General features: G+C 75.5%; 17 protein-coding genes and 1 tRNA gene. 12 read left to right on the top strand and 6 right to left on the bottom strand.

Annotated features, from left to right (window positions below; all coding sequences use genetic code 11):
- Positions 1–146 precede the first annotated feature (146 nt).
- The gene (locus ACRYR9_RS09020) at positions 147–1,649 is read left to right on the top strand and encodes a putative bifunctional diguanylate cyclase/phosphodiesterase (RefSeq protein ID WP_432494333.1); all 1,503 of its coding nucleotides are present in this window, start codon (positions 147–149) and stop codon (positions 1,647–1,649) included.
- Between the two features lie 35 nt (positions 1,650–1,684).
- Here the strand turns inward: ACRYR9_RS09020 and ACRYR9_RS09015 are convergent, their stop codons facing one another.
- From ACRYR9_RS09015 to ACRYR9_RS08995, 5 genes are all read right to left on the bottom strand, one after another.
- Positions 1,685–2,344 (bottom strand): SAF domain-containing protein, encoded by a 660-nt coding sequence (locus tag ACRYR9_RS09015; RefSeq protein WP_432494335.1) that lies wholly within the window; start codon positions 2,342–2,344, stop codon positions 1,685–1,687.
- Positions 2,345–2,473: 129 nt separating this feature from the next.
- Positions 2,474–2,827 carry an FmdB family zinc ribbon protein gene (locus ACRYR9_RS09010; protein WP_432494337.1) on the bottom strand — a complete coding sequence of 118 codons (354 nt, stop codon included), beginning with the start codon at positions 2,825–2,827 and terminating at the stop codon, positions 2,474–2,476.
- A gap of 86 nt (positions 2,828–2,913) precedes the next feature.
- On the bottom strand, positions 2,914–6,009 hold the full coding sequence (locus tag ACRYR9_RS09005; RefSeq protein WP_432494339.1) for a phosphodiester glycosidase family protein: 3,096 nt from the start codon (positions 6,007–6,009) through the stop codon (positions 2,914–2,916).
- Between the two features lie 31 nt (positions 6,010–6,040).
- Entirely contained in the window at positions 6,041–7,561 is a 1,521-nt protein-coding gene (locus ACRYR9_RS09000; RefSeq protein ID WP_432494341.1) for a potassium/proton antiporter, read from the bottom strand.
- 90 nt (positions 7,562–7,651) lie between these two features.
- The gene (locus ACRYR9_RS08995) at positions 7,652–8,308 is read right to left on the bottom strand and encodes a 5-formyltetrahydrofolate cyclo-ligase (protein WP_432494343.1); all 657 of its coding nucleotides are present in this window, start codon (positions 8,306–8,308) and stop codon (positions 7,652–7,654) included.
- 156 nt (positions 8,309–8,464) lie between these two features.
- Between ACRYR9_RS08995 and galU the strand changes: the two genes are divergently transcribed.
- The 8 genes from galU to ACRYR9_RS08955 all read left to right on the top strand — a co-directional run bounded on the left by galU (position 8,465) and on the right by ACRYR9_RS08955 (position 14,677).
- Positions 8,465–9,391, top strand: a complete 927-nt coding sequence (gene galU, locus ACRYR9_RS08990) for a UTP--glucose-1-phosphate uridylyltransferase GalU (RefSeq protein WP_432494345.1) — start codon at positions 8,465–8,467, stop codon at positions 9,389–9,391.
- Entirely contained in the window at positions 9,388–10,686 is a 1,299-nt protein-coding gene (glp, locus tag ACRYR9_RS08985; RefSeq protein ID WP_432494347.1) for a molybdotransferase-like divisome protein Glp, read from the top strand. Before galU ends, glp begins: the two co-directional genes overlap by 4 nt.
- Entirely contained in the window at positions 10,683–11,189 is a 507-nt protein-coding gene (moaC, locus tag ACRYR9_RS08980) for a cyclic pyranopterin monophosphate synthase MoaC (RefSeq protein ID WP_432494349.1), read from the top strand. The genes glp and moaC overlap by 4 nt, the downstream gene beginning before the upstream one ends.
- Positions 11,182–11,694, top strand: coding sequence for a MogA/MoaB family molybdenum cofactor biosynthesis protein (locus tag ACRYR9_RS08975; RefSeq protein WP_432494351.1), 513 nt, complete (start codon positions 11,182–11,184; stop codon positions 11,692–11,694). The genes moaC and ACRYR9_RS08975 overlap by 8 nt, the downstream gene beginning before the upstream one ends.
- Before the next feature lie 7 nt (positions 11,695–11,701).
- Positions 11,702–12,301: a GNAT family N-acetyltransferase gene (locus ACRYR9_RS08970; protein ID WP_432494353.1), complete on the top strand. Its 600-nt coding sequence runs from the start codon at positions 11,702–11,704 to the stop codon at positions 12,299–12,301.
- Between the two features lie 99 nt (positions 12,302–12,400).
- A complete protein-coding gene (locus ACRYR9_RS08965) occupies positions 12,401–13,309 on the top strand; it encodes a hypothetical protein (RefSeq protein WP_432494355.1) in 909 nt (302 codons plus the stop codon).
- Between the two features lie 93 nt (positions 13,310–13,402).
- Positions 13,403–13,475, top strand: a tRNA-Ala gene (locus ACRYR9_RS08960).
- A gap of 182 nt (positions 13,476–13,657) precedes the next feature.
- Entirely contained in the window at positions 13,658–14,677 is a 1,020-nt protein-coding gene (locus tag ACRYR9_RS08955; protein ID WP_432494357.1) for a polysaccharide pyruvyl transferase family protein, read from the top strand.
- A 470-nt stretch (positions 14,678–15,147) separates the two neighbouring features.
- On the opposite strand, the gene ACRYR9_RS08950 is transcribed toward ACRYR9_RS08955, so the two are convergent.
- The gene (locus tag ACRYR9_RS08950) at positions 15,148–16,635 is read right to left on the bottom strand and encodes a lipopolysaccharide biosynthesis protein (protein WP_432494374.1); all 1,488 of its coding nucleotides are present in this window, start codon (positions 16,633–16,635) and stop codon (positions 15,148–15,150) included.
- A 718-nt stretch (positions 16,636–17,353) separates the two neighbouring features.
- On the opposite strand from ACRYR9_RS08950, the gene ACRYR9_RS08945 reads away from it, so the two are divergent.
- From ACRYR9_RS08945 to ACRYR9_RS08935, 3 genes are all read left to right on the top strand, one after another.
- Entirely contained in the window at positions 17,354–18,211 is an 858-nt protein-coding gene (locus tag ACRYR9_RS08945; protein ID WP_432494359.1) for a glycosyltransferase family 2 protein, read from the top strand.
- Positions 18,212–19,009: 798 nt separating this feature from the next.
- Complete coding sequence (locus tag ACRYR9_RS08940; RefSeq protein WP_432529757.1) at positions 19,010–20,584, top strand: sugar transferase; 1,575 nt, start codon at positions 19,010–19,012, stop codon at positions 20,582–20,584.
- Between the two features lie 37 nt (positions 20,585–20,621).
- Positions 20,622–21,449, top strand: a complete 828-nt coding sequence (locus ACRYR9_RS08935) for a glycosyltransferase (RefSeq protein ID WP_432540186.1) — start codon at positions 20,622–20,624, stop codon at positions 21,447–21,449.
- The last annotated feature ends 89 nt before the right edge of the window (positions 21,450–21,538 follow it).

Here is a 21,538-nt window from a genome sequence, read left to right as displayed (position 1 = left end):
GACTGCGGGTCCACGTCGCTGGATCACCGTCGCCGCAGGGGTTCCTCCGGCGGGCACGGGCCCACATGATGGGCGCCAGCCGGCGGCCCGGGGCTCCCCCCAGCGGCCCTGGTCGCAGCGAGGGTCACGACGGTGGGAGGTGGGGCGTGCGCCGGGACCGCACCGGGGGCGTGCTCGTCCTGCTGCCGGTGGTGGCGCTGGTGCTGCTGTGCGCCTGGCTGCCGCTCGCGCCGCCGTGGCTGGCCTCGCCCCCGGTCCTCGTCCTGGCCGCCGCCCTCGCCGTCCTGGTCGCCGTCCGCGCGGTCCGCTCGCACCGGGCGTCCGCGACCGCGCGCGACGCCCTGACCGGGCTGCCCGGCCGGCAGGAACTGCTCGCGGCCGCCGCCCGGGCCCTGCGCGCGTCCTCCGGCGCCACCGGCCCCGGCGTGCTGGTGGTGGACCTCGACAGCTTCCGGGACGTCAACGACGCCCTGGGGCACCCCGTGGGCGACGAGGTGCTGCGCCGGGTGGCCGGGCGACTGCGGGTGCTGGCGCCCGCGGGCGCGGTGGTCGCCCGCCTGGGGGGCGACGAGTTCGCGGTGCTCGTCCCCGACGGCGCGCTCGCGGAGGACCTCGCCCGCCGGGTCGTGGCCGAGGCGGGCGACCACCGCGTCGGCGGGACCGGTGTGCTGGTCCCGGTGAGCGTGGGGGTCGCGCTGGCGCCCCGGCACGGCACCAGCGCGGCGCAGCTGCTCGGCAGCGCCGACGCCGCCCTGCACGAGGCCAAGGAGGTGCGGGGACGGGCCTGCACCTACACCGGTGAGCGCACCGCCGGTGAGCCCGGGCTGCTGCTGCAGGGGGACCTGGCGCGCGCGGTGCGCTGCGGTGAGCTGTTCGTGCAGTACCAGCCGCAGGTCGACCCGGCGACGGGCGTGCTCGTGGGCGCCGAGGCGCTGGTGCGCTGGCGCCACCCGGACCTGGGCACCGTGGCGCCGGACCGCTTCGTGCCGCTGGCGGAACGCTCCGGGCTGGTGCACGAGCTGACGCGCGTGGTGCTGGAGCAGGCGCTGGGCGACGTGGCGGACTGGCGGGCGTGCGGGTGCGACGTCACGGTCTCGGTGAACCTGTCCGCGCGCTCGCTGGACGACGCCGGGCTGCCCGCGCTGGTCGAGGCCGCGCTGCGGCGCCACGAGGTGCCCGCGCGCGCCCTGGTGCTGGAGATCACCGAGACGGGGCTGGTGTCGGACCCGCAGCGCGCCGGTGCCGTGGTGCGCGGGCTGCGGGCGCTCGGCTGCTCCGTGGCCGTCGACGACTACGGCACCGGCCACTCCTCGCTGCGCCAGCTCACCGGCCTGGACGTGGACGAGCTGAAGATCGACCGCAGCTTCGTCACGGCGATGACCAGCGACCGCGCGCTGGCGGTCATCGTGCGCTCCACCGTGCAGATGGCGCGCGACCTCGGGCTGCGCGTGGTCGCCGAGGGGGTGGAGGACGCCGGCACCCTGCGGGCCCTGGCGGCGCTGGGCTGCCACGTCGCCCAGGGCACCCACGTGGGCGAGCCGGTGGCGCCGGGCGACGTGCTGTGGGTGCTGGCCGCGCAGCGCGTCGCGCGCACGCCGGGCGTGGTGCCCCGGCCCGCCGCACCGCGCCACCCCTCCGGCGCGCTCTGACCCTGCGCGCACCCGAGGCCGGTGCCGGGCCGGGGTCACGGCGCGCGCAGGGCGAGGACGGTGCGCCCGGCGGCCGCTGCGAGGTCGGCGGCCGTGGGTGCGTCCACCGCCACCAGGACGCTGCCCGTCGCCCCGGCGGGGGCCGGGCCCAGCAGCCCGCCGGAGGCGGTGGCGGCCGGCACGGCCAGCACGACGACGTCGGTGGCCACGCGCTCGGCGCCGGTGGCCAGGCCGGTGACGGGGTCGTCGGTGCGGGCCAGGACGTCCACGCGGGCCCCGGGGCGCAGCCCGTCCAGGACGGCCCGGTCGCCCACGGCGACCGTGGTGGCCAGGGTGCCGGGCGGCTGCCCGGCCAGCAGACCCGCGCCGGTGGTGCGGGTGTCGGTGAGGACCTCGCCGCGGCGCACCGCGCCGGCCAGCACGGCCCCCGCCGCGGCGGGCTCCAGCGCACCGTCGGGCACGGTGGCCACCGGCCGCTGCACGCGGTGCACGTCGGTGTCGGCCAGGGCGGCGCCGGCGGGCAGGTCGCGGGTGGCGACGAGCACCGCCCGGGTCTGCGGGGCGGGTGGTGACAGCGCCCACACCGCCACCCCGGCCGCGCCGGCGCTCAGCCCGGCGCTGAGCCAGCGGCGGGCCAGCCGCCGGCGGCGCCGGTCGCGGGGGCCGGCAGGGCGGGGGGTCGTCTCGCGCAGCACGCCGGGACCGTAGGCGCGCCGCCACCGCACGGACCGCGGGCGGCGGCGCCGCTTGTGGACGGCCGCCCGCCGCACCGGCCGGTGGACACGGCGGCGCCCCGGTGGCCGGGACGCCGCCCGCTCGGGTCGTCAGGCGGCGGAGGTGGACCCGCCGGTGGAGGAGCTCGAGGAGCTCTTGGCGGAGCCCGCCGTCGCGCTGGACGAGCCCGAGGCAGTCCCGCCCCCGGTGCCCGCGCCGGAGCCCTCGCTCCCGGAGCTCTTCTTCTCGGACCCCTTGCTCTCCGGGCTCTTGCCCTCCGAGGTCTTGCCGCGCGAGTCGGTGCGGTAGAAGCCGGAGCCCTTGAAGACGATGCCGACGCTGTTGAAGAGCTTGCGCAGCTGCCCGGAGCACTCCGGGCAGCTGGTCAGGGCGTCGTCGCTGAAGGACTGGCGGACCTCGAAGGAGTGGTCGCACTGCTGGCACGCGTAGGCGTAGGTGGGCACGTCGTCTCCAGGGAGCTGCGGACCCCGACTGGCACTCGGGGAGTTCGAGTGCCAATCCTACTCGTCGTCCCGGCCGCGCGCCGCGCTCAGCGCACCCGGCGCTCGCGCCGCGCCACCACGGCGCCCAGCGGGTGGGCGTGCACCCGCACCCACCCGTCGTCGCCCGCGGGCAGGGCCCCGGCGACCTCCGCCGGGCTCGCGGCGCCCGCGTCGAGGGTGAGCAGCGTCCACCCGCCCGCGGTGGTGCCGGGCACGAGCGCGCGGGCCGCGCCCACCTCCAGCACCCCCTCGCGCCGGGTGAGCTGCGCTGCGGGGCCGCCGGCCCGGCCCAGCAGGGCGATCCGCTTGCCCGTGCCGGCGCGCCAGCCGGCCGCCCAGGTGCGCAGCAGGGCGCTCTCGTCGGGGTCGGACAGGTCCCCGGCGCCCGCCCCCGGGCCGCGCGAGGCGGTCACGACGACGCCGGTGACGGCGTCGTCGACGGCCGCCGCGTCCAGCTCGGCGCGCAGCCACGGCAGCTGGCCGAAGCCGGCCGTGCGCAGCGAGCCGCCGCTCGCGTCCAGCAGCAGGTGACGCGTGCCGGCCAGGTCGAGGTGGCGGTGCGTGGCCGCACCGCCGGTGGAGGACGGGCCCGCCGCGGCGGCGGTGCCCACCTCCCCGTCCCCGGGCAGCCACGACCAGCCCGTGCCGGCGGGCAGCTCTGCGGCCAGGACCCGCAGGACGAGCGCGACGTCGGCGTCGGTGCCCGTGCCGCCGGGAGCCCCGACGGCGTCCCCGGCGAGCAGGACGTGCTGCGCCCCGGCGGCGGCCGCCTGCCGCAGCGCCTGCCGCAGCAGCGCGTCGCCGCCGTCCCGGCCCGCCCGGGCGTGCACGGCGGCGAGCACCGCGACCCGCCCGGTGCGCGGGCCGGTGACCGTGCCCGGGGCTGGGCCGGGCGCCAGGGCGGGGTCGCGCGGGCCGGCTGCCTCCTGCGGCGCGACCGGCGCCGCGCCGGCCTCCAGCGCGGCCAGGTCCAGGACGCCGGCAGCGCGCCGCGCCACGTCGGTCTGCGCCAGGTACACGCGCTCCAGCGCCACCTGCCGGGCACCGGCGGGCACCTCGGCGACCAGCCGCCGCCAGCCGGTGAAGTCGACCCGCTCGGCGAAGGTCAGCGGCCGGGCGGCCCCGTCCACGCGCAGCACCGCCCGCAGCCAGCCGCCGGCGCCGTCCCCGCGCACCTGCAGGGCGACCTGGCGGGTGCCGGTGGGCAGCGCCACGGGCGGGCCCGCGACGGCGGCGGCCACGGACGTGCCGGCCGGCTGCCCGCGGAAGTCGTAGGCCAGGCGCAGCGCGGCGCCCACCCCCGGCAGGTCGTCGACGGGAACGCGGACCAGGGACGCGGTGGCGCGGGTGGCGGCGGCGCTCCAGCGCGCGGGGTCCGCGACGGGGTCGGCCGGCACGGTGCTCAGCCCCAGGGCGACGCCGGCGGTGGTGGACACCGCCCCGGCGCGCAGGACGAGCCCGGCCACGACGGGGCCGGCGCCCGCGGCGGTCAGCCGCACGCGCCCGTCGGGCAGCGCGAGCACGCCCAGCTGCGCGGGATCGGCCGACACCTGCACGTCACCGGCGTCGACACGGGCGCGGCGCCCCTCGCCGTCGCGGCCCACGACCTGCACGTCGGCGCTCGCGCCCGCGGCGGTCAGGACCGGCGCCGGGTCCAGCTCCAGGGCGCGCAGCGGCCCGAGCACCTCCACGGCCAGCTCCCCGGCCGCGGAGCCGGCGCGCACGCGCAGCGCGGTGCGGCCGGGGGCCGCGCCGCGCAGGACGACCCGCGCGCCGCCCGCGGCGCTCGCGCCGCTGCTCTCCACGACGGCCACGGCGGGGTCCGCGGTGCTCGCGCTCGCCCCGGGCAGCGGCGCGGGCGCCAGGGCCGCGTCGGTGCCCACGGCCGTCACGGCCAGGTGCAGGCCGGGGAAGACCCGCCCGCCCGGACCGTGCCAGGCGATCCCGGTGGCGCGCCCGTCCGAGGGCGGCGGCAGCAGCCCGACGGCGTGCGCGACGGCGCGCGGCGCCCCGTCGGAGGGCTCGCCGACGACGACCGCCGCCGCCTGCCCGGCCGGGCGCGCCACCAGCTGCGCCGAGCCGCCGCCGTCGAGCATCACGGCGCCGTCCGCGCCGGCCTGCACCATCCGCTGCGCCGTCTCCACGGCGGTCAGCCCGCGCGAGCGGGCGGTGCCGCCGTCGGCGGTCAGCAGCAGCAGCTCACCGGTGCGGGTCCAGCCGATCGCGGTGCGCGCGCGCAGCGCCGCCCAGGTGGGGTCGGCGGTGTCGATGGCGGCGACGCGGCCGTCGCGCACGAGCTCCAGGCGCGCGCCGAGCGCGAAACCGTCCGAGCCGGGGGCCAGGGCGCCGACCCGCACGTCCACGGACGCGCTCGCGCCGGTGCCGGTGCCGGTGCCGGACAGCGCGGCGGCGGCGGCGCCGGTGGCGACGAGGACGAGGCCGTCCGCGGGCACGGGGACGGCGCCGGGGGCGCGCACCGCGCTGACCCGCCCGGCGCGCACCTCCAGCTCCACCCCGCTGGGGGCGGTCAGCGCCCGGTCGCCCGCCCCCCAGGCGGGGGTGAACAGGGCCACGGCGCCGTCCGGGACGGTGCGGGTGCCCAGGGCGGCCAGCGGCCAGGTGCGGGTGCCGACGGTGGCGGTGCCGGTGAGCTGGACGTCGCCGAGGCGGCCGGCCCACCCGGCGGGGGAGTCGTCCACGCCGACGGCGCGCTGCGCGCCCGCATCGGCCTTGAGGGGCTGCCCGGCCACGACGACGGGGCCGTCGGGGGTGCCGGTGCGGTCGATGTCGAAGAAGTCGCCGTTGACGGCGGCCACGGCGCCGGCCGCCGCGGCCAGCTCGGCGGGGGTGCGCGGTTCGGACAGGCTGCGCTGCAGCAGGGCGGGTCGGGTGCCGGTGCCGGGGGCCAGGCGCAGCAGGGAGGTTCGCACGGCGCCGGCGGCGTCCAGGGTGGCGAGCCGTTCGAGCACCAGGCCGGGGGCGACGGTGGTCAGGGTCCGTTCCAGCTCGACGCGTCCGGGCGCCGCGGCCAGCGCCCGCAGGTCCGGCAGGCCGGCCTCGCCCGGCGCGGCGGCGCGCGCGGTCAGCGGGGCGGGCAGGAGCAGGGTGCTCAGGGCCCCGGTGAGGACCGTGCGACGGCGCATGAGCGCACAGTACCTACGAAATCACACGGGGTTACTGGTGGTCGCCGGACCGGGGGTGGTGCCAGTCCGCGAGCTTGCCGTGCCGGCTGACCTGCTGCAGCCGCTCCTCCACCGCGGCCCGCTCCGCGGTGGAGGTCACCACCAGCACCTCGTCGCCGCGGCGCAGCGCGGTGCGCGGCCCGGGCACGAACGTCGCCCCGTCGCGGGACACCAGCGTCACGTTCGCCCCCACCGGCAGCCGCAGCTCGAACACCTCCACCCCGTGCAGCAGGGAGCCGGCGCCCACGCGCACCCGCACCACGTCCGCCGAGAGCGTCCCCAGCGGCGAGACCTCCGCGTCCAGGTCGGAGGTCGCCGCGGCCGGCGCCAGCCGCAGCGCCCGCGCCAGCGGCTGCAGGGTCGGCGCCTGCAGCAGGGTGAACACGACGACCAGCACGAGGACCACGTCGAAGAGCCGTTCCGTGCCGCTCACCCCCGCCACCGCCGGCACGGTCGCCAGCACGACGGGGACCGCCCCGCGCAGCCCCGCCCACGACAGGAACACCAGCTCCGCCCGTCGCACCCGCCGCGCCCCGCGGAAGGGCAGCAGGCTCACCAGCACGGACGCCGGCCGCCCCAGCACCGTCAGCACCAGCCCCACCACGAGCGCGTCGAGCAGCACCCCCGGCAGTCGCGAGGGCGTCGCCAGCAGACCCAGCGCGACGAACAGCCCGATCTGCGCCAGCCAGCCGGCGGACTCGGCCACGCCCCGGGTGGCCTGCCGGTGCGGCAGCCGGGAGTTGCCCAGCACCAGGCCGCACAGGTACGTGGCCAGGAATCCCGAGCCGTGCAGCAGGTCGGCCAGGGCGTAGGCGCCGACGGTCAGCGCCAGCACCGCCACCGGGTACAGCCCCGAGCTCGGCAGCGCGCTGCGGCGCAGCAGCCACGACCCGGCGAACCCGCCACCCACGCCGACGGCGGTGCCGACGGCCAGCTGCAGCACCGCCTCGCCCGCGATGGCCCACCAGGCCGGGGAGGTCCCGCCACCGGCGATCTCCGTGAGCGCCAGCACCGCGATGACGACGGGGGCGTCGTTGAGCCCGGACTCCGCCTCCAGCAGGCCCGTCAGCCGGCGCGGCAGCGGCAGCGAGCGCAGCACGGAGAACACCGCGGCCGCGTCCGTGGAGGAGACCACCGCGCCGATCAGCAGCGAGACGGGCCACGACGTCCCCAGCAGCAGGTGGGCGCCGACGCCCACCACGGCCGTGGAGACCGCGGTGCCCACGGTCGACAGCACCGCCGCCGGGGCCAGCACCCCCCGGATGGTGTCCCAGCGGGTCGTCAGGCCGCCCTCGGCGAGGATGAGCACGAGCGCGCAGTAGCCGAGCACCTGCGCCAGCTCGGCGTCGGAGAACTGGATGCCCAGGCCGTCCTCGCCGAGCAGCAGCCCCAGCCCCAGGTACAGCAGCAGCGAGGGCAGCCCGGTGCGGGCCGACAGGCGCACCGCCAGCACCGCCGCCAGCAGCACCGCGGAGGAGACCAGCAGGACGGCGCTGAGCTCCTCGACGGTCATGCCGCACCGTACCGGGCCGGGATCACCGGCTCGTCGGCCGCGCCGGGTGCGCCGGGTGCGCCGGGTGCGCCGGGTGCCCGCGCCCGCCCGTCACGTCAGCAGCGGCATCCAGTGCGTGGGGGTGACGACGGCGTGCACGGGCCGGTCGTGCGGCAGCGCCGGCAGCGGGCTGACGGCGGCGTCGAACAGCTCGTCGTCGTGCACGAGGGCGATCACCGGCACGCGCGGCGGCACCCGCAGCAGCGCCCTGTCGTAGCTGCCGCCGCCCTGCCCGAGCCGGCGCCCGGCGGTGTCCACGGCGAGCGCGGGCACGACGACGACGTCGACGGTGGCGATGGCACCCCGCCCCAGCGGGCCGGTGCCGCCGGGGCCGGGGCGCACCGCCCGCACCTCCCAGTCCAGGTCGCCGTCGGGCAGCAGCACGGGCAGCAGCACCTCCACGCCGTGGCGGCGCAGCTCGGCCAGCACCGAGCGGGTGCCCGGTTCGCCGGGCCGGGACGCGTAGCAGGCCACGCGCCGCGCGCCGGCGACGAGGGGGCAGCCGAGCAGGGTGCGGGCCAGGGCGGCGTCGACGTCGGTGGTCTCGGGCTCGCCGCGCCCTCGCCGGCGCTCGCGCAGCGCGCTGCGCAGGCCCAGCTTGCGCGCGCCCACCTCGACGGGGTCGTGCGCCACGCGCAGGCCGGGCCCGTGCGGCGCGCCGGTCGCTGCGGCGGAGGTGGGACGCGCGTCGTCGCGGGTCGGGGGCACGGCGGCTCCTGGGTCCGGGGGGACCTGCGCGGGGGGTTGCGCGCGGGGTCCGGTGGTCCTCCAGTGTGCCTCCGCACGGGCCGGAAATCCATGCCCGGTGTGAGCGTGCGACTGCTGTCCGTGCGGCGGTGGGGCCGGACGGTAGCCTCCGGCCCCATGAGCGAACGCGACGAGCGTCCCGGCCGCACGGTCCGCAAGGCCGTCATCCCGGCCGCCGGTCAGGGCACCCGTTTCCTGCCGGCCACCAAGGCCATGCCCAAGGAGATGCTGCCGGTGGTGGACACCCCGGCGATCCAGTACATCGTCGAGGAGGCGGTGCGCGCGGGCCTGACCGACGTGCTGATGGTCACCGGCCGCAACAAGCGGTCGCTGGAGGACCACTTCGACCGCAACGTCGAGCTGGAGGTGGGCCTGCAGGCCAAGGGCGACGACGCCAAGCTCGCCCGCGTGCAGGAGTCCACCGACCTGGCGCAGGTGCACTACGTGCGTCAGGGCGACCCCAAGGGCCTGGGCCACGCGGTGCTGGTCGCCGAGCAGCACGTGGGCGACGAGCCGTTCGTGGTGCTGCTGGGCGACGACATCGTCGACTCCCGCGATCCCCTGCTGGACAAGATGATCGAGGTGCGCGAGCGGCTCGGCGGCAGCGTCGTGGCGTTCATGGAGGTCCCCGAGGACCAGATCCACCTGTACGGCTGCGCGGTCGCCGAGCCCACCGACGTCGAGGACGTCGTGAAGGTCTCCGGCCTGGTGGAGAAGCCCAAGCGCGAAGAGGCCCCCAGCAACCTCGCCATCATCGGCCGCTACCTGCTGGACCCGGCCGTGTTCGCGGTGCTGCACGAGACGGCGCCCGGCAAGGGCGGGGAGATCCAGCTGACCGACGCGCTGCAGGTCCTGGCGCAGCCCGGCGCCCCCGGCGGCGGCGTGCACGGGGTCGTCTTCCGCGGCCGCCGCTACGACACCGGCGACAAGCTGGACTACATCAAGGCCGTGGTGCGCCTGGCCAGCGAGCGCGAGGACATCGGCCCGGACCTGCGCACGTGGCTGGGCGAGAACTTCGCGGCGGGGGCCGGCGCCTCCTCGTGAGCACCCCGCACGTCAGCTCCCACGGCGACGGGCCCTTCACGCCCGTCGCCGAGCACGCCCGCGCCTGCCTGGACCTGGTGCGCCCGCTGCCGCCGCTGGACCTGGCGCTGCGCGACGCGCTGGGCTGCGTCCTCGCCGAGGACGTCGTCAGCCCGCGCCCGCTGCCGGCGTTCGACAACTCCGGCATGGACGGCTACGCGGTGCGGGTGCGCGACGTGGAGGGCGCCTCGGAGGAGTCCCCGGTGGGGCTGCCGGTCGTGGCGGACGTCGCCGCGGGCAGCGCCGACCCGCTGCGCCTGCCCGGCGGCGCGAGCGCGCGCATCATGACGGGCGCCCCGGTGCCGGCGGGTGCGGAGGCCGTGGTGCCGGTGGAGTGGACCGACCGCGGGGTGGCGCACGTGAGCGTCCGGCGCGCGCCGCGCCCGGGCCAGCACGTGCGCCGCGCCGGTGAGGACGTCGCCGCGGGGGTGGTGGTCCTGGAGGCCGGCACCCGCCTGCAGCCGCGCCACGTCGGGGTCCTGGCGGCGGTGGGCCGCGCCCGGGTGCGGGTGCGCCCGCGCCCGCGCGTGGTGGTCGTCTCCACCGGCACCGAGGTCGTCGAGCCGGGGGCGGTGCTGGCGCCCGGGCAGCTGCACGACACCAACGGCTACCTGCTGACCGCGGCGGCCGAGGACGTGGGTGCGCTGGCCTACCGGGTGGGCGTGGTCGCCGACGACGCGGCGACCCTGGCGTCGGTGCTGGACGACCAGCTGGTGCGCGCCGACGTGGTCGTGACCTCCGGCGGGGTCAGCGAGGGCGCCTACGACACCGTCAAGGAGGTCCTGTCCGGGCCGCTGGGCGAGCGCGCCGGGCACCGGGTGCGCTTCGGGCGGGTGGCGGTGCAGCCGGGCATGCCGCAGGGCGCGGGGACGCTGGGCGAGCAGCGGGTGCCGGTGTTCACCCTCCCGGGCAACCCGGTCAGCGCGTTCGTGTCGTTCGAGGTGTTCGTGCGCCCGGCGCTGCGGCGGATGCTGGGCGCGGAGGGCCCCGACCCCGAGCGCCCGCGGGTGCGCTGCGTGGTGGCCCGGGGGTGGACGTCGCCGCCGGCGAAGGAGCAGTACGTGCGGTGCGCGTGGACGCTCGGCGAGGACGGCCGCCTGCACGTGGCGCCGGTGTCCGGGCACGGCTCGCACCTGGTGACCGCGCTGGCGCGAACGACGTGCCTGGCCGTGGTACCCGTGGGCACGTCCGAGGTGGAGGTGGGCGACGAGGTGGAGTGCGTGCTGCTGGGACCGCTGCCGGTGGGGCAGCCGTGAGCGCGGGGGACGGCGGTGGCGGGCAGCGGCTGACGCACCTGGACGAGCGCGGCCACGCCCGCGTGGTCGACGTGTCCGCCAAACCCGTCACGGTGCGCGAGGCGCGCGCGGAGGGGCGGGTGCTGTGCTCGGCGCGGGTGCTGGAGCTGATCGCCTCCGGGGGGCTGCCCAAGGGCGACGCCCTGGCGGTGGCGCGCATCGCCGGGCTGCAGGCGGCCAAGCGCACCCCGGACCTGGTGCCGCTGGCGCACCCGGTGGCGGTGCACGCCGTGGAGGTCGAGATCGACGTCGAGGACGGCGAGCAGCCGGGCGTGCTGATCCGCTCGGCGGTGCGCACCGCGGACCGCACGGGCATCGAGATGGAGGCGCTGACGTGCGTGGTGGTCGCGGCGCTGACGTTCGTGGACATGGTCAAGGCCGTGGACAAGCGCACGGTCCTCACCGGGGTCCGCGTGACCGCCAAGAGCGGCGGGCGCTCGGGGGACTGGAGCGTCGATGACTGAGCCCCGCAGCGCCCTGGTGGTCACCGTCTCCAACCGGGCCTCGGCGGGCGTGTACGCCGACGACTCCGGCCCCGTCGTCGCCGAGGGCCTGCGCGGCATGGGTTTCGCCGTCGACGGCCCCCTGGTGGTGCCCGACGGCGACCCGGTGGAGGAGGCGCTGCGCGACGCGGTGGCCGCCGGGTACGACGCGGTGGTCACCAACGGCGGGACCGGGCTGAGCCCCATGGACCTGACGCCCGAGCGCACCCGCCGCGTCCTGGACTACGAGGTCCCCGGTGTGCCGGAGGCGATCCGGGCGGCGGGCGCGGCGAAGGGGGTTCCCACGGCGGTGCTCTCGCGCGGGCTGGCCGGGGTGGCCGGGCGCACGTTCGTGGTGAACCTGCCGGGTTCGCCGGGCGCCGCCCGCGACGGCGTGGAGGTCCTGGCGGGTTTCCTGCTGCACGCCGTGGAGCAGCTGCACGGGGTCGACCACCGCCGCGCTGCGCACGACGGGGGAAACCCGTGAGCCGGCCGTGAACGGTCCCGTGTGGCCGGTGGAGCTGTCGGAGGGGCCGGTGCGGTTGCGGCCGCTGCGCCGGCGCGACGCCGCGCAGTGGCGCGCGGTGCGCGCGGCGAACGCGTCCTGGTTGCGGCCGTGGGAGGCCACGAGCCCGGACGCCTCGCCGCCGCCGCCGACGTTCCCGCAGATGGTGCGGGGTTTCTCCCGCGAGGCGCGCGCCGGCCGGATGCTGCCGTTCGTGGTGGAGCTGGACGGCCGGCTGGTCGGGCAGATCACCGTCTCGGGCGTGACGTGGGGTTCACTGCGCTCGGCGCACGTGGGGTACTGGATCGACCAGCGGGTCGCCGGCCGCGGCACGATCCCGGTGGCGCTGGCGATGGTCACCGACCACTGCTTCCGCACGTTGCGGCTGCACCGGATCGAGGTGAACATCCGGCCGGAGAACGCGGCCTCGCTGCGGGTGGCGGCCAAGCTGGGCCTGCGCGACGAGGGGCTGCGCGAGCGGTTCCTGCACATCGACGGCGCCTGGCGCGACCACCGGACGTTCGCGGTCACGGCCGAGGAGGTCCCCGAGGGTCTGCTGAGCCGGTACCGGAACTCCCGGCGCGCCTGAGGTCGTACAGCGTTTCGCCACGCGGTTCACGGGGAACGCGCAGGGCGACACGCCCGGCGCCTGCACGGTCGTGCAGTTGTCAAGCCATAGCGTTGCGTCGTGCCCGCGAGCAGCCTGATCTTCCTCGTCATCGTCGCCCTGTGGGCCGCCTACCTGGTGCCCTCCGCCATCCGCCGGCGCCGGCACGCGGCCGACGCCCGCGTCGAGGACCGCGATTCCGGTGCGATGCGGGTGGTGGTGCGCCAGGGTTCCGCCGCGGGCCGCCTCGCCGCGGAGCGGGCCGCCGCGCTGCCCGGGTCCAGCCGCCCGGTGCTCGCCGGGCCCGCCGCCCGCCCGCAGCTGGAGGCGCCCGCCCCCGCACCCGTGGCGCAGGAGGCCGTGGCGCCGGAGCCGCGGGTGCTGGTGCACCAGCCCCGCACGAGCCAGGTGGTGCGCCGTCGCCGCCGGCTGCTGACCTCGGTGCTGGGCGCGGCGCTGGTCACGTGGGCGCTGGTGCTGGCAGCGGTGGTGCCCGCGTGGGCGGCGCTGGTGCCGACCGCGGTCCTGGCGCTGGTCGTCGTCGCGCTGCGCCGGCACGCCGCGCAGGCGCCGGTCCGCGTGGCCGTGGCGACGGCGGTCGTCCCGGCGCCGGCCGCCCCGGTGGACGGCGAGCCGGCCGGCGGGCTGGACGGTGGGGACGCTCGCGAGGAGGTCACCGTGCTGGACGACCTGACCGCGCAGCTGGAGCGGGAGCTGGCGCAGGAGCTGGCCGGGCGGGGGACGGCCGTGCCGTCGCCGCGCCCGCAGGCCCCCGCGGCGGACGGTTCGGCGTGGGAGCCGGTCGAGGTGCCGCTGCCGACGTACCTGCTCAAGCCGCGCGCCCGGGTGGTGCGCCCGGCGAGCAGTGCACCGGTCGTCGCGCCGGCCGCCGGGCCGGTGGAGGTGGACGTGGAGGTCGCCCCCGCGGCTCCCAAGCGCGGGCGCCGCGTCATCGACGTGCGCGAGCACGCCCGGGTCGTCAACGGCTGACCGCCGCCGGGTGCGGGCACGGGTGTGGACCTCGGCCCGTCCTCGGGCCTGGTAGTGTTCTTCTCGCTCCCGCGGCGACGCAGGAGTGAGCAAGGGGCTGTGGCGCAGCTGGTAGCGCACCTCGTTCGCAACGAGGGGGTCAGGGGTTCGAGTCCCCTCAGCTCCACATCGGAAGAGGCCCCCGCCGGGTACGGCGGGGGCCTCTTCGCGTGGGTGGTCGTGGCGGCTCCCGGCATGTACGAGGCGTCCCTAGCCGTGATGGCTACCGGTAGCATCCGAGCGCTGCGGTGGGTGATCACCGGCCGCGCACCTCCGGCGATGGAGCACGATGACGAGAGGATGACTCACGTGACGCAGGGGCTCTCGAACGATCCGGCGTTCTCCACGACCGCTCAGCTCGTGGAGGACCGCCGGGCACGCCTGCTGTCCGGCGTGCGAGCCCTGCACCTGCCACAGCGGCCTTGGACGGTCGTGGATTACCCCATGCACCTCAACTGCGGCGACGCGGCGCTGTACCTGGGTGAGGAGCGGCTCGCCACCGCCCTCGGCTCGTCGATCGAGCGTGTCCTCGACCGGGAGTCCTACCGGTCGGAGCTCGTGCGACCGGGCACGCTGCCGGTCCTGCCCCCTGGAGGCAACTGGGGTGGGCTCTACCCGACGCACCACCGCCTGCGGCTGCGTCTGCTCGAAGACACCCGCGGCCAGGACGTCCTGCAACTGCCTCAGTCGATCGAGTACGTCGATGAGCACCACCGCGAAGAGCTGCGTCGAGCCGTCGGTCGTCACGGCCGCCTTACCCTCCTCGTGCGTGACGAGCGGAGCTACGAGCTGGCAGTGCGCGACTACGACTGCCCCGTGCACCTGCTGCCCGACGTCGCCTTCGCGCTCGGCCCCCTGCGTCGATCCGCACCGCACGTGCCCGTTCGCACGCAGGTGCGCACCGACAAGGAGGGTTCTGCCCCCACCGTGCAGGGTGAGGTCTTCGACTGGCTCCTGGCGCCCCGGACCTCCCGTGCCTGGTTGACCTGGCAGGCCACGATGAAGGTGAATCGTCTGCAGCGGCGCACGTCGGCGTCTGCAGTTCGGCTGGCGACCATTCGTGCGGCGCACGAGCTGGCTCGGGTCAACCTGCGGAGGGCCAGCGGGATGTTGTCGGCAGGCGAAGTGATCGTGACCGACCGACTGCACGGCCACGTCCTGTGCACCCTGCTGTCCATCCCGCACGTCGTTGTGAACGACAAGTTCGGGAAGATCAGCGCATTGCGGAACACGTGGACGGCCGTGGACACCAACCACGAGTTCGCCTCCGCGTGGGAGGACGTCCCCGAGGCGTTGAATCGTTTGCAGGAGCGTGTGAGGAGTCGCTGAGGGGCTCCCTCAAGTTCCTGCTGTCGCAGCGAAGGTGACGCCCGAGGGATACCGCTCACTCCGTCAAGAACCGGGTCGCGACCACGATGGTTGTGGTAGGTCGCCACGACAGGTCGGACGCCGGGCCGGGGCGTACGCGGACAACATCCTCGTCACGCTGGATCCGGAGGCTGCAGAGAGACGGGCGCTACGGAGTGCCGGCCGTTGTTCGACGCGCTGGCTACTGAGCCCACCGTGCGGCGAGGGAACCGCTCTCAGGACGTCGTGGTGTCACACGGTGGGTGGAGGCGGCGCTGGCGAGACACCCCGAGTGCCTTGCTGACGGCTCGAGTCGGTCGCACGGCGAGGTGGCGGAGTCGATGCGCCGCGCGTGATTGTGGTGCCCTGCTCGTACGAGCCTTGCGGGATGGCGGCCGGCGCCACCCCTCGGTGACGGTGATCCGGCACCAGGGAGGTGTGACCGTACGTGGTCAGACCTTTGACGAGTCGGTGGGTCGCACTGTCGCGCTGGGCTCCTGTGCCTGAGAAGGTCCAGATGCCCGGGCGCCGCGCCGTAGGCGTCCCGCCAGGAGCCGCTTGAGCTCTCCACCGAAGTCCAGCGCCACCGGCCGCGCGAGCAGCAGCAGCAGCAAGGGGTAGGTCAAGGCAGCGATGCCGGCGTAGGCGCCGAACCGAGCCCAGCGGTCTTCCCACGGCAGCACCTGCCCGCCGCCCCACACCAGCAACGCCATGAGCGCTGCCGCGGCGAAGACCCGGAACGGCTTGAGCAGGCAGCGGTACGGCACACCCACGACCCGGTGAAGGACCACCTGTCGCACCGGGAAGGTGAAGAGCGCACGCCCCAGCAGGCCCAGGGCCATCGCCGTCAGCCCGAGCGGTGCCAGCGTCACGACGACGACGAGGTGCAGGGTGATGATGAGAGCAACCATGATCATCTCAGGTCGCAGCTTGCCGACCGCGACGAAGATCGTCCGGTCGAAGTAGCTGAAGACGCCGATGGCGGCTGTGACTGCGGTGATCTGCGCCACCAGGGCGGTCCGGGTCCACTGCTCCCCGAGGACGAGGGGGACGACGTCCGGGCTCGTCGCCGCGAGGAAGAGCATGGCCGGGAAGATCACCACTCCGGTGGCCGACATCGCCGTCTCGTAGGCACGGAACAAGCGGGGAAGGTCGCTCTGGAGCTTGGCGAACGCGGGTGTCGTGACGCTGGAGATGACCTGGGAGCCGGTGTCCTGGATGAGCTTGACGAGCCGCGTGGCCACCGTCCAGAAACCGAGGGTGGTCGTGGAAGCCACTCCCGCGAGGACGAACTCCTCACCACGGTCGCGGGCCTGCATGAGCAGGTCGATGGTCAGCAGCTTGGAGCCGAAGGAGAGCATCTCCCGAGCGCGGCGCCGCTCGATCTGGAGGGTGGGGCGCCAGTCGACCGCGCACCACAGCATCACAGCGCTGACGACAGCCTGCCCGATGGACTGCGCCACGAGCGCCCACACACCAGCACCCGCCACGGCGAGCGCGATCGCCAGCACGGCGCCGGTCATCGCGGCCGCGGTGCCGCGCGCCGCGAGCGCCTTGAAGCGCAATTCACGGCGCATGAGCGCGTTGGGCACGCTGCTTCCGCCGGCCAGTACGAGGTTGAGCGTCAGGCACCACAGGACGACGGTCAGCTCCGGCTCGTCGAACGCCGCCGCGATCAGTGGAGCACAGGCGGCGAGGAGGACCGCAAGCGTGCACGCCAGGCCCAGACTGGTCCAGAACGCCGTGCTGCGCGTCGTTTCGTCGAGCTGCTGCTGACGGATGAGGTACGTGGCCATGCCGCTGTCGCTCAGGATCGCCAGGACGCCGATGATGCCGCCGGCCAGTGCCACCAGGCCGAACGCGGCGGGTTCGAGCTGGCGGCCGACGACGACGAACGAGACGACGCTCATCGAGCGGACCGTCCAGATCTGAGCGGCCATCCAGATCACGCCCATCGTGGATCTCGCGCGCAGCGACCCCGAGAGGCCCGCCTCGTCGCCGGCCACCTCGTCGCCCCCGGCCGCCCTAGTGCTCACGTGCTCCGTCCCTCCAACTGCCGCGGTGGGCGGCGCGTGGCCATCGTCGGTTCCCCGTGCGGGTGAGCCGTGCAGGTCGTCAACGGCAGCGGCGCCAACTCCGGAGCTCCCATCAGGAAGCGGCGCTCAGGGTACTGCCCTTCTCGAGGTGCGAGGTGATGCCGCCATGACTATCCGTGGCGATCACTCGCCCACGGACTCCGGTCCGCAGCAGGGCTGCCGTGGGGATGTTGCGGCGAACGGGTGAGGCTCGGCTACCATCCGTCTCGTCCGGTACCGGAAAGTAGCACTCCGCCGGGAAGTGATGCCACCAAGCCGACCACCGCGATCGTCGTCCCACACCGTCGTGGGGATCTGCAGAGCGTTCAACCCGACGGGAGAGACATGGCAGCGGGGGAGCCGCGGGCCCTGCCTTCCCAGTGGCGGTGCTTCATCGATGCCACTGTTGACGGCATGCTGAGGACCTTGAGCTCCCGGCCCGTCAGTGAGTCGCTGCGGAGGGCGGTGCACCGTCCCTCGCCGGCTTTCGACGTGACGGTCCGGGTTGAGACCGTCCGCAACGTGTTGGGGGGCCGCGGTGCTTGCTGATCCGAGTGGTGAGCTCCCGGCCGCCGAGCCCACCGTGTCGATCGTGATCCCTTGCTTCAACGCTGTGGCGGACCTGCCCGGGCAGCTCGATGCCCTGGCCCGTCAAGACACGAGCGAGCTGTTCGAAGTGATCGTTTCGGACAACGGGTCTACCGACGGGTTGGCGGGCTTCATCGTCGAGGAGGCAGCGCGGCTGCCGTACCAGATCCGCCGCGTGGATGCCTCGCAGCGGCGGGGCGTCGCTCACGCGCGCAACGTCGGCTGTGCGGCTGCCCGGGCACAGACGATCCTGATCTGTGACGCGGACGACGTTGTGGAGCCGGGATGGGTCCAGGCCATGGTCAGTGCCCTGGCAACCGCTGACCTGGTCGGTGGCACCCTCGTCTCCGACGGCATCAACTCCGAGGTCGTCCGCCAGTGGCGGCCGATGTACCGGGCTGGTGATCTGCCCCGAAAGCTGGGGCACCTGGGGTACGCCGTAGGTGCCAACACCGGGCTGAGGCGGGAGGTGTTCGAGGCGCTCGGGGGTTGGGACGTGGGGTTCGTCGCCGGAGGCGACGACGTGGAGTTCTCCTGGCGCGCGCAGCACGCGGGTTTCACTCTCGCGGCTGCCCCGGACGCGGTCATCCGCTACCGCCTGCGTCCGTCACTGCGCACCACGATGCGCCAGTCCTACGCCTACGCCCGCTCGGACGCGCAACTGCTGCAGGCGTTCCGTTCCGCGGGGGTGCGGCGCACGAGCCTACGGTCGCCCTGGTGGGAGGTGCGCTGGCTCGCCCGCAACGTCCGGGGCTTGGTGCGTGCCGGCAGCAGAGGCCTGTGGCTGCGCCGCGCGGCCATGTTCGCCGGTCGCATCTCAGGGTCGGTGAAGTACAGGGCCTGGGCCGTGTGATGGCAAACGGTCACAGATCCCCTCGGCTCGATTCTTGACCTACAGCTTCCCTGTGGGAGTCGAAGGTCAAGAGCCGAGCTGAGGCTCTGGTGTGTCACGCTGAGCGAGGCGCCGCCTGATCCGCATGGCCACCGATGCGCTCATGCAGCCTTTCGGCTGATCACCGGTGCGGTTCAGCACGGCGCAGTCTTGCACCGTCTGGGTCGGCGAAGATCGCTGGACTGGTCCCGGGCGAGCGCCGATCCCGTCAGCGTGCGGGTGGGAAGGGGGTGCGTTGGCGGGGCTGAGCTCCACCGGCAGGGGCGAAGCAGGCACGACGCACCACCCGCTGGTCACCGCCGACGGGCTGCAGTTGAACGTCGTGATCTCCGGTGGTGACTGCCACCGATCGATGTCGCCGGTGCCGCTGCTCGACGAGCAGCGACCCGTCGATGGCGCCGGTCGCTGCCGGCGCGCAGCCCCGCCCGCCCTGGGACTTGACCCAGGGCGGGCGGGGCTGGTCGTGTTCTGCTCGCTCCCGCGGCAGCGCCGGAGCGAGCAAGGTGGGGCTTCTTCGCGGCCGTGGTGCTGACTCCACAGCTGTGACGCAGTGTGGCGTCGTGTGACTCCTGAGGCATTTGTGACTCGTGTTGCCACAAGCACCCTTTGTGGGAGGGTTGCGGAGAACGGGTGAGCCCCGGCTACCATTCGTGGCGCAGCATCACCCGAACGTACGCAGCGAGACCGCGGCGATCGAGTGGTCCGCAGCCACACCGTCGTGGTCGCACGGTCCAGGAGCACCTCGACGGGGGGAGAGGCATGGCGGCGGAGGAAGTCGCGGTTCACGAGGTGCGGGTCTTCCCGCACCAGCAGCGCAGGGTGATCGACGGTTCGGAGCCGTCGCACAGCTCGGCCGACCCGTTCTTCCCCGTCCCGCGCCGGCGCGTCGCTGCGGCCGGTGCGCACCGCGCGACCCGCCGGGCCGTGTGGCAGCGCGAGTACGTGCGCACCCTCGTCGTGAGCGATGCGGTGGCGGCCCTGGTGGGTGCCCTGCTGGGCTGGGCGGCCCGCTTCGGCGGTTCCCCGCTGCACCTGGGCACCACCAGCGGACAGGCGGTGCTGTGGCTGATGGCGCTGCTGCCGCCGATCTGGGTGGCGGCGATGGGCCTGATGCGCGCCTACGAGCCGCGCTTCCTGGGGGTGGGCTCCGAGGAGTTCCAGCGGGTGCTGACGGCCGGCACGGCCGTGGTGGCGATGGTGGGCACCTTGTCGTGGGCGTTCAGCCTGGACGTGGCGCGCGGCTTCGTGGTGGTGGCGCTGCCGGTGGCGGGGCTGCTGACGCTGACCGGGCGCCTGGTGGCGCGCCGCTACCTGCACCGCCGCCGCGCGGCGGGGGAGTGCGTGCAGTCCACCCTGGTGGCCGGTCACCCCGGGGCCGTGGCCTCCCTGGTGCGGCAGGTGCGCCGCGACACCGATCACGGTCTGCGCATCGACGGCGCCTGCACCCCCGGTGGGCGCGGCAGCCTGGAGCTGCAGCAGCTGGGCGTGCCGGTGCTGGGGACGCTGGAGGACGTCGCGGCCGTCGCGCGGCGCACCGACGTGGACGTGGTCGCCACCCTGACCTGCCCGGAGCTGGACGGCCCGGTGCTGCGCCGGCTCGGCTGGCAGCTGGAGGACACCCGCGCCGACCTGGTCGTGGCCCCGGCCCTGACGGACATCGTCGGCCCGCGCGTGGTCATCCGCCCGGTGTCCGGGTTGCCGCTGCTGCACGTCGAGCGCCCCGAGCTGCGGGGCCTGCGACACGTCGGCAAGGCGCTGCTGGACCGCGGTTCCGCGGCGCTGGCGCTGCTGCTGCTCAGCCCGGTGTTCCTGACGATCGCGGCGCTGGTGAAGCTGGACTCCAAGGGGCCGGCGTTCTTCCTGCAGACCCGTGTGGGCCGCGACGGCCGGGAGTTCACCATGGTCAAGTTCCGTTCCATGGTCACCGACGCCGAGCAGCTGCTGATCGACCTGCGCGAGAAGTCCGAGGGCAACGGGCTGCTCTTCAAGATGAAGCGCGATCCGCGCATCACCCGTGTCGGCGGTTTCCTGCGCCGCTACTCCCTGGACGAGCTGCCGCAGCTGTTCAACGTGCTGACCGGTTCCATGTCCCTCGTGGGACCGCGCCCGCCGCTGCCGAAGGAGGTCGCCGAGTACGGCGACGACCTGCACCGCCGGCTGCTCGTCAAGCCGGGTCTGACGGGGTTGTGGCAGGTCAGCGGGCGCTCGGACCTCGACCTGGACGAGTCGACGCGGCTGGACCTGCAGTACGTGGAGAACTGGTCGCCGGCGTTCGACGCGATGATCCTGGCCAAGACGGTCAAGGCCGTGGTGGGCGGGCGGGGGGCGTACTGATGCTCACGACCCTGCGCCGGGAGCTGGAGCGGTGCACGTGAGCACTGCGACCGCCCCGGACCTCGCGTCGAGCGGGGACGTGACCACCCCCACCGTCTCGGTGGTGGTGCCCGCCCACGACGAGGCACGCACGCTGCACCGCACCCTCGCTGCGCTGCGCACCGCCGCTGTGCGTGAGGTACCCGACGTCGTGGTCGTCGCCAACGGCTGCAGCGACGACACTGCTGAGGTGGCGCGCGCAGCAGGAGTCCGTGTCGTCGAGCTCGGGCAGGCGTCGAAGGCTGCGGCGCTGCGAGCCGGTGACGAGGCGGCCCTGACGTTCCCCAGGGTCTACCTCGACGCCGACATCGTCCTGACGCCCGGGGCCCTGGACGAGCTCACCGACACCCTGCGCACCGACGAGCCCGTCGTGGCCTCCCCCCGCGTGAAGTTCGACACCGCGGCGTCCTCGTGGCCGGTGCGGGCGTTCTACCGCGCCTACGAGCAGATCCCGTACGTGCGGGAGGGGCTGGTGGGACTGGGCGTGTACGGCGTCTCGCGGACCGGCCGGGCGAGGTTCGGGCAGTTCCCGGACGTGCGCGGTGACGACCTGTTCGTCCAGAGGCTGTTCGCCCCGGCCGAGCGGCGCACCAGTGGTGGCCGGTTCGTGGTGGCGGCACCGCGCGACCTGCGCAACCTGGTGCGGGTGCGCACCCGCACGGCGCTGGGCAACGCCGAGCTGGGCGGCGCCGCCCCCGTGCCGAGCAGCGCCCGTGCGTCGGCGGGCTTCGAGCGGAGCACGGACTCCACGGTGGCCGCTCTGGTGCGCACCGCGCGACCCGCCGGGCCGTGTGGCAGCGCGAGTACGTGCGCACCCTCGTCGTGAGCGATGCGGTGGCGTCCCTGGTGGGTGCCCTGCTGGGCTGGGCGGCCCGCTTCGGCGGTTCCCCGCTGCACCTGGGCACCACCAGCGGA

This window comes from Kineococcus auxinigenes, from assembly GCF_050871525.1.
Lineage (GTDB): Bacteria > Actinomycetota > Actinomycetes > Actinomycetales > Kineococcaceae > Kineococcus.
The sequence above is the reverse complement of the archived record's forward strand: the minus strand, read 5'-3'. Positions and strand labels throughout refer to the sequence as shown.

What these genes read in the sequence shown, in the direction of transcription:
- ACRYR9_RS09005 (WP_432494339.1), bottom strand. Translation starts at nt 6,009, where the DNA reads ATGCGCCGTCGCACGGTCCTCACCGGGGCCCTGAGCACCCTGCTCCTG.
- ACRYR9_RS08950 (WP_432494374.1), bottom strand. Translation starts at nt 16,635, where the DNA reads ATGGCCGCTCAGATCTGGACGGTCCGCTCGATGAGCGTCGTCTCGTTC.
- ACRYR9_RS08940 (WP_432529757.1), top strand. Translation starts at nt 19,010, where the DNA reads ATGGCGGCGGAGGAAGTCGCGGTTCACGAGGTGCGGGTCTTCCCGCAC.
- ACRYR9_RS08975 (WP_432494351.1), top strand. Translation starts at nt 11,182, where the DNA reads ATGACTGAGCCCCGCAGCGCCCTGGTGGTCACCGTCTCCAACCGGGCC.
- ACRYR9_RS09000 (WP_432494341.1), bottom strand. Translation starts at nt 7,561, where the DNA reads ATGACCGTCGAGGAGCTCAGCGCCGTCCTGCTGGTCTCCTCCGCGGTG.
- galU (WP_432494345.1), top strand. Translation starts at nt 8,465, where the DNA reads ATGAGCGAACGCGACGAGCGTCCCGGCCGCACGGTCCGCAAGGCCGTC.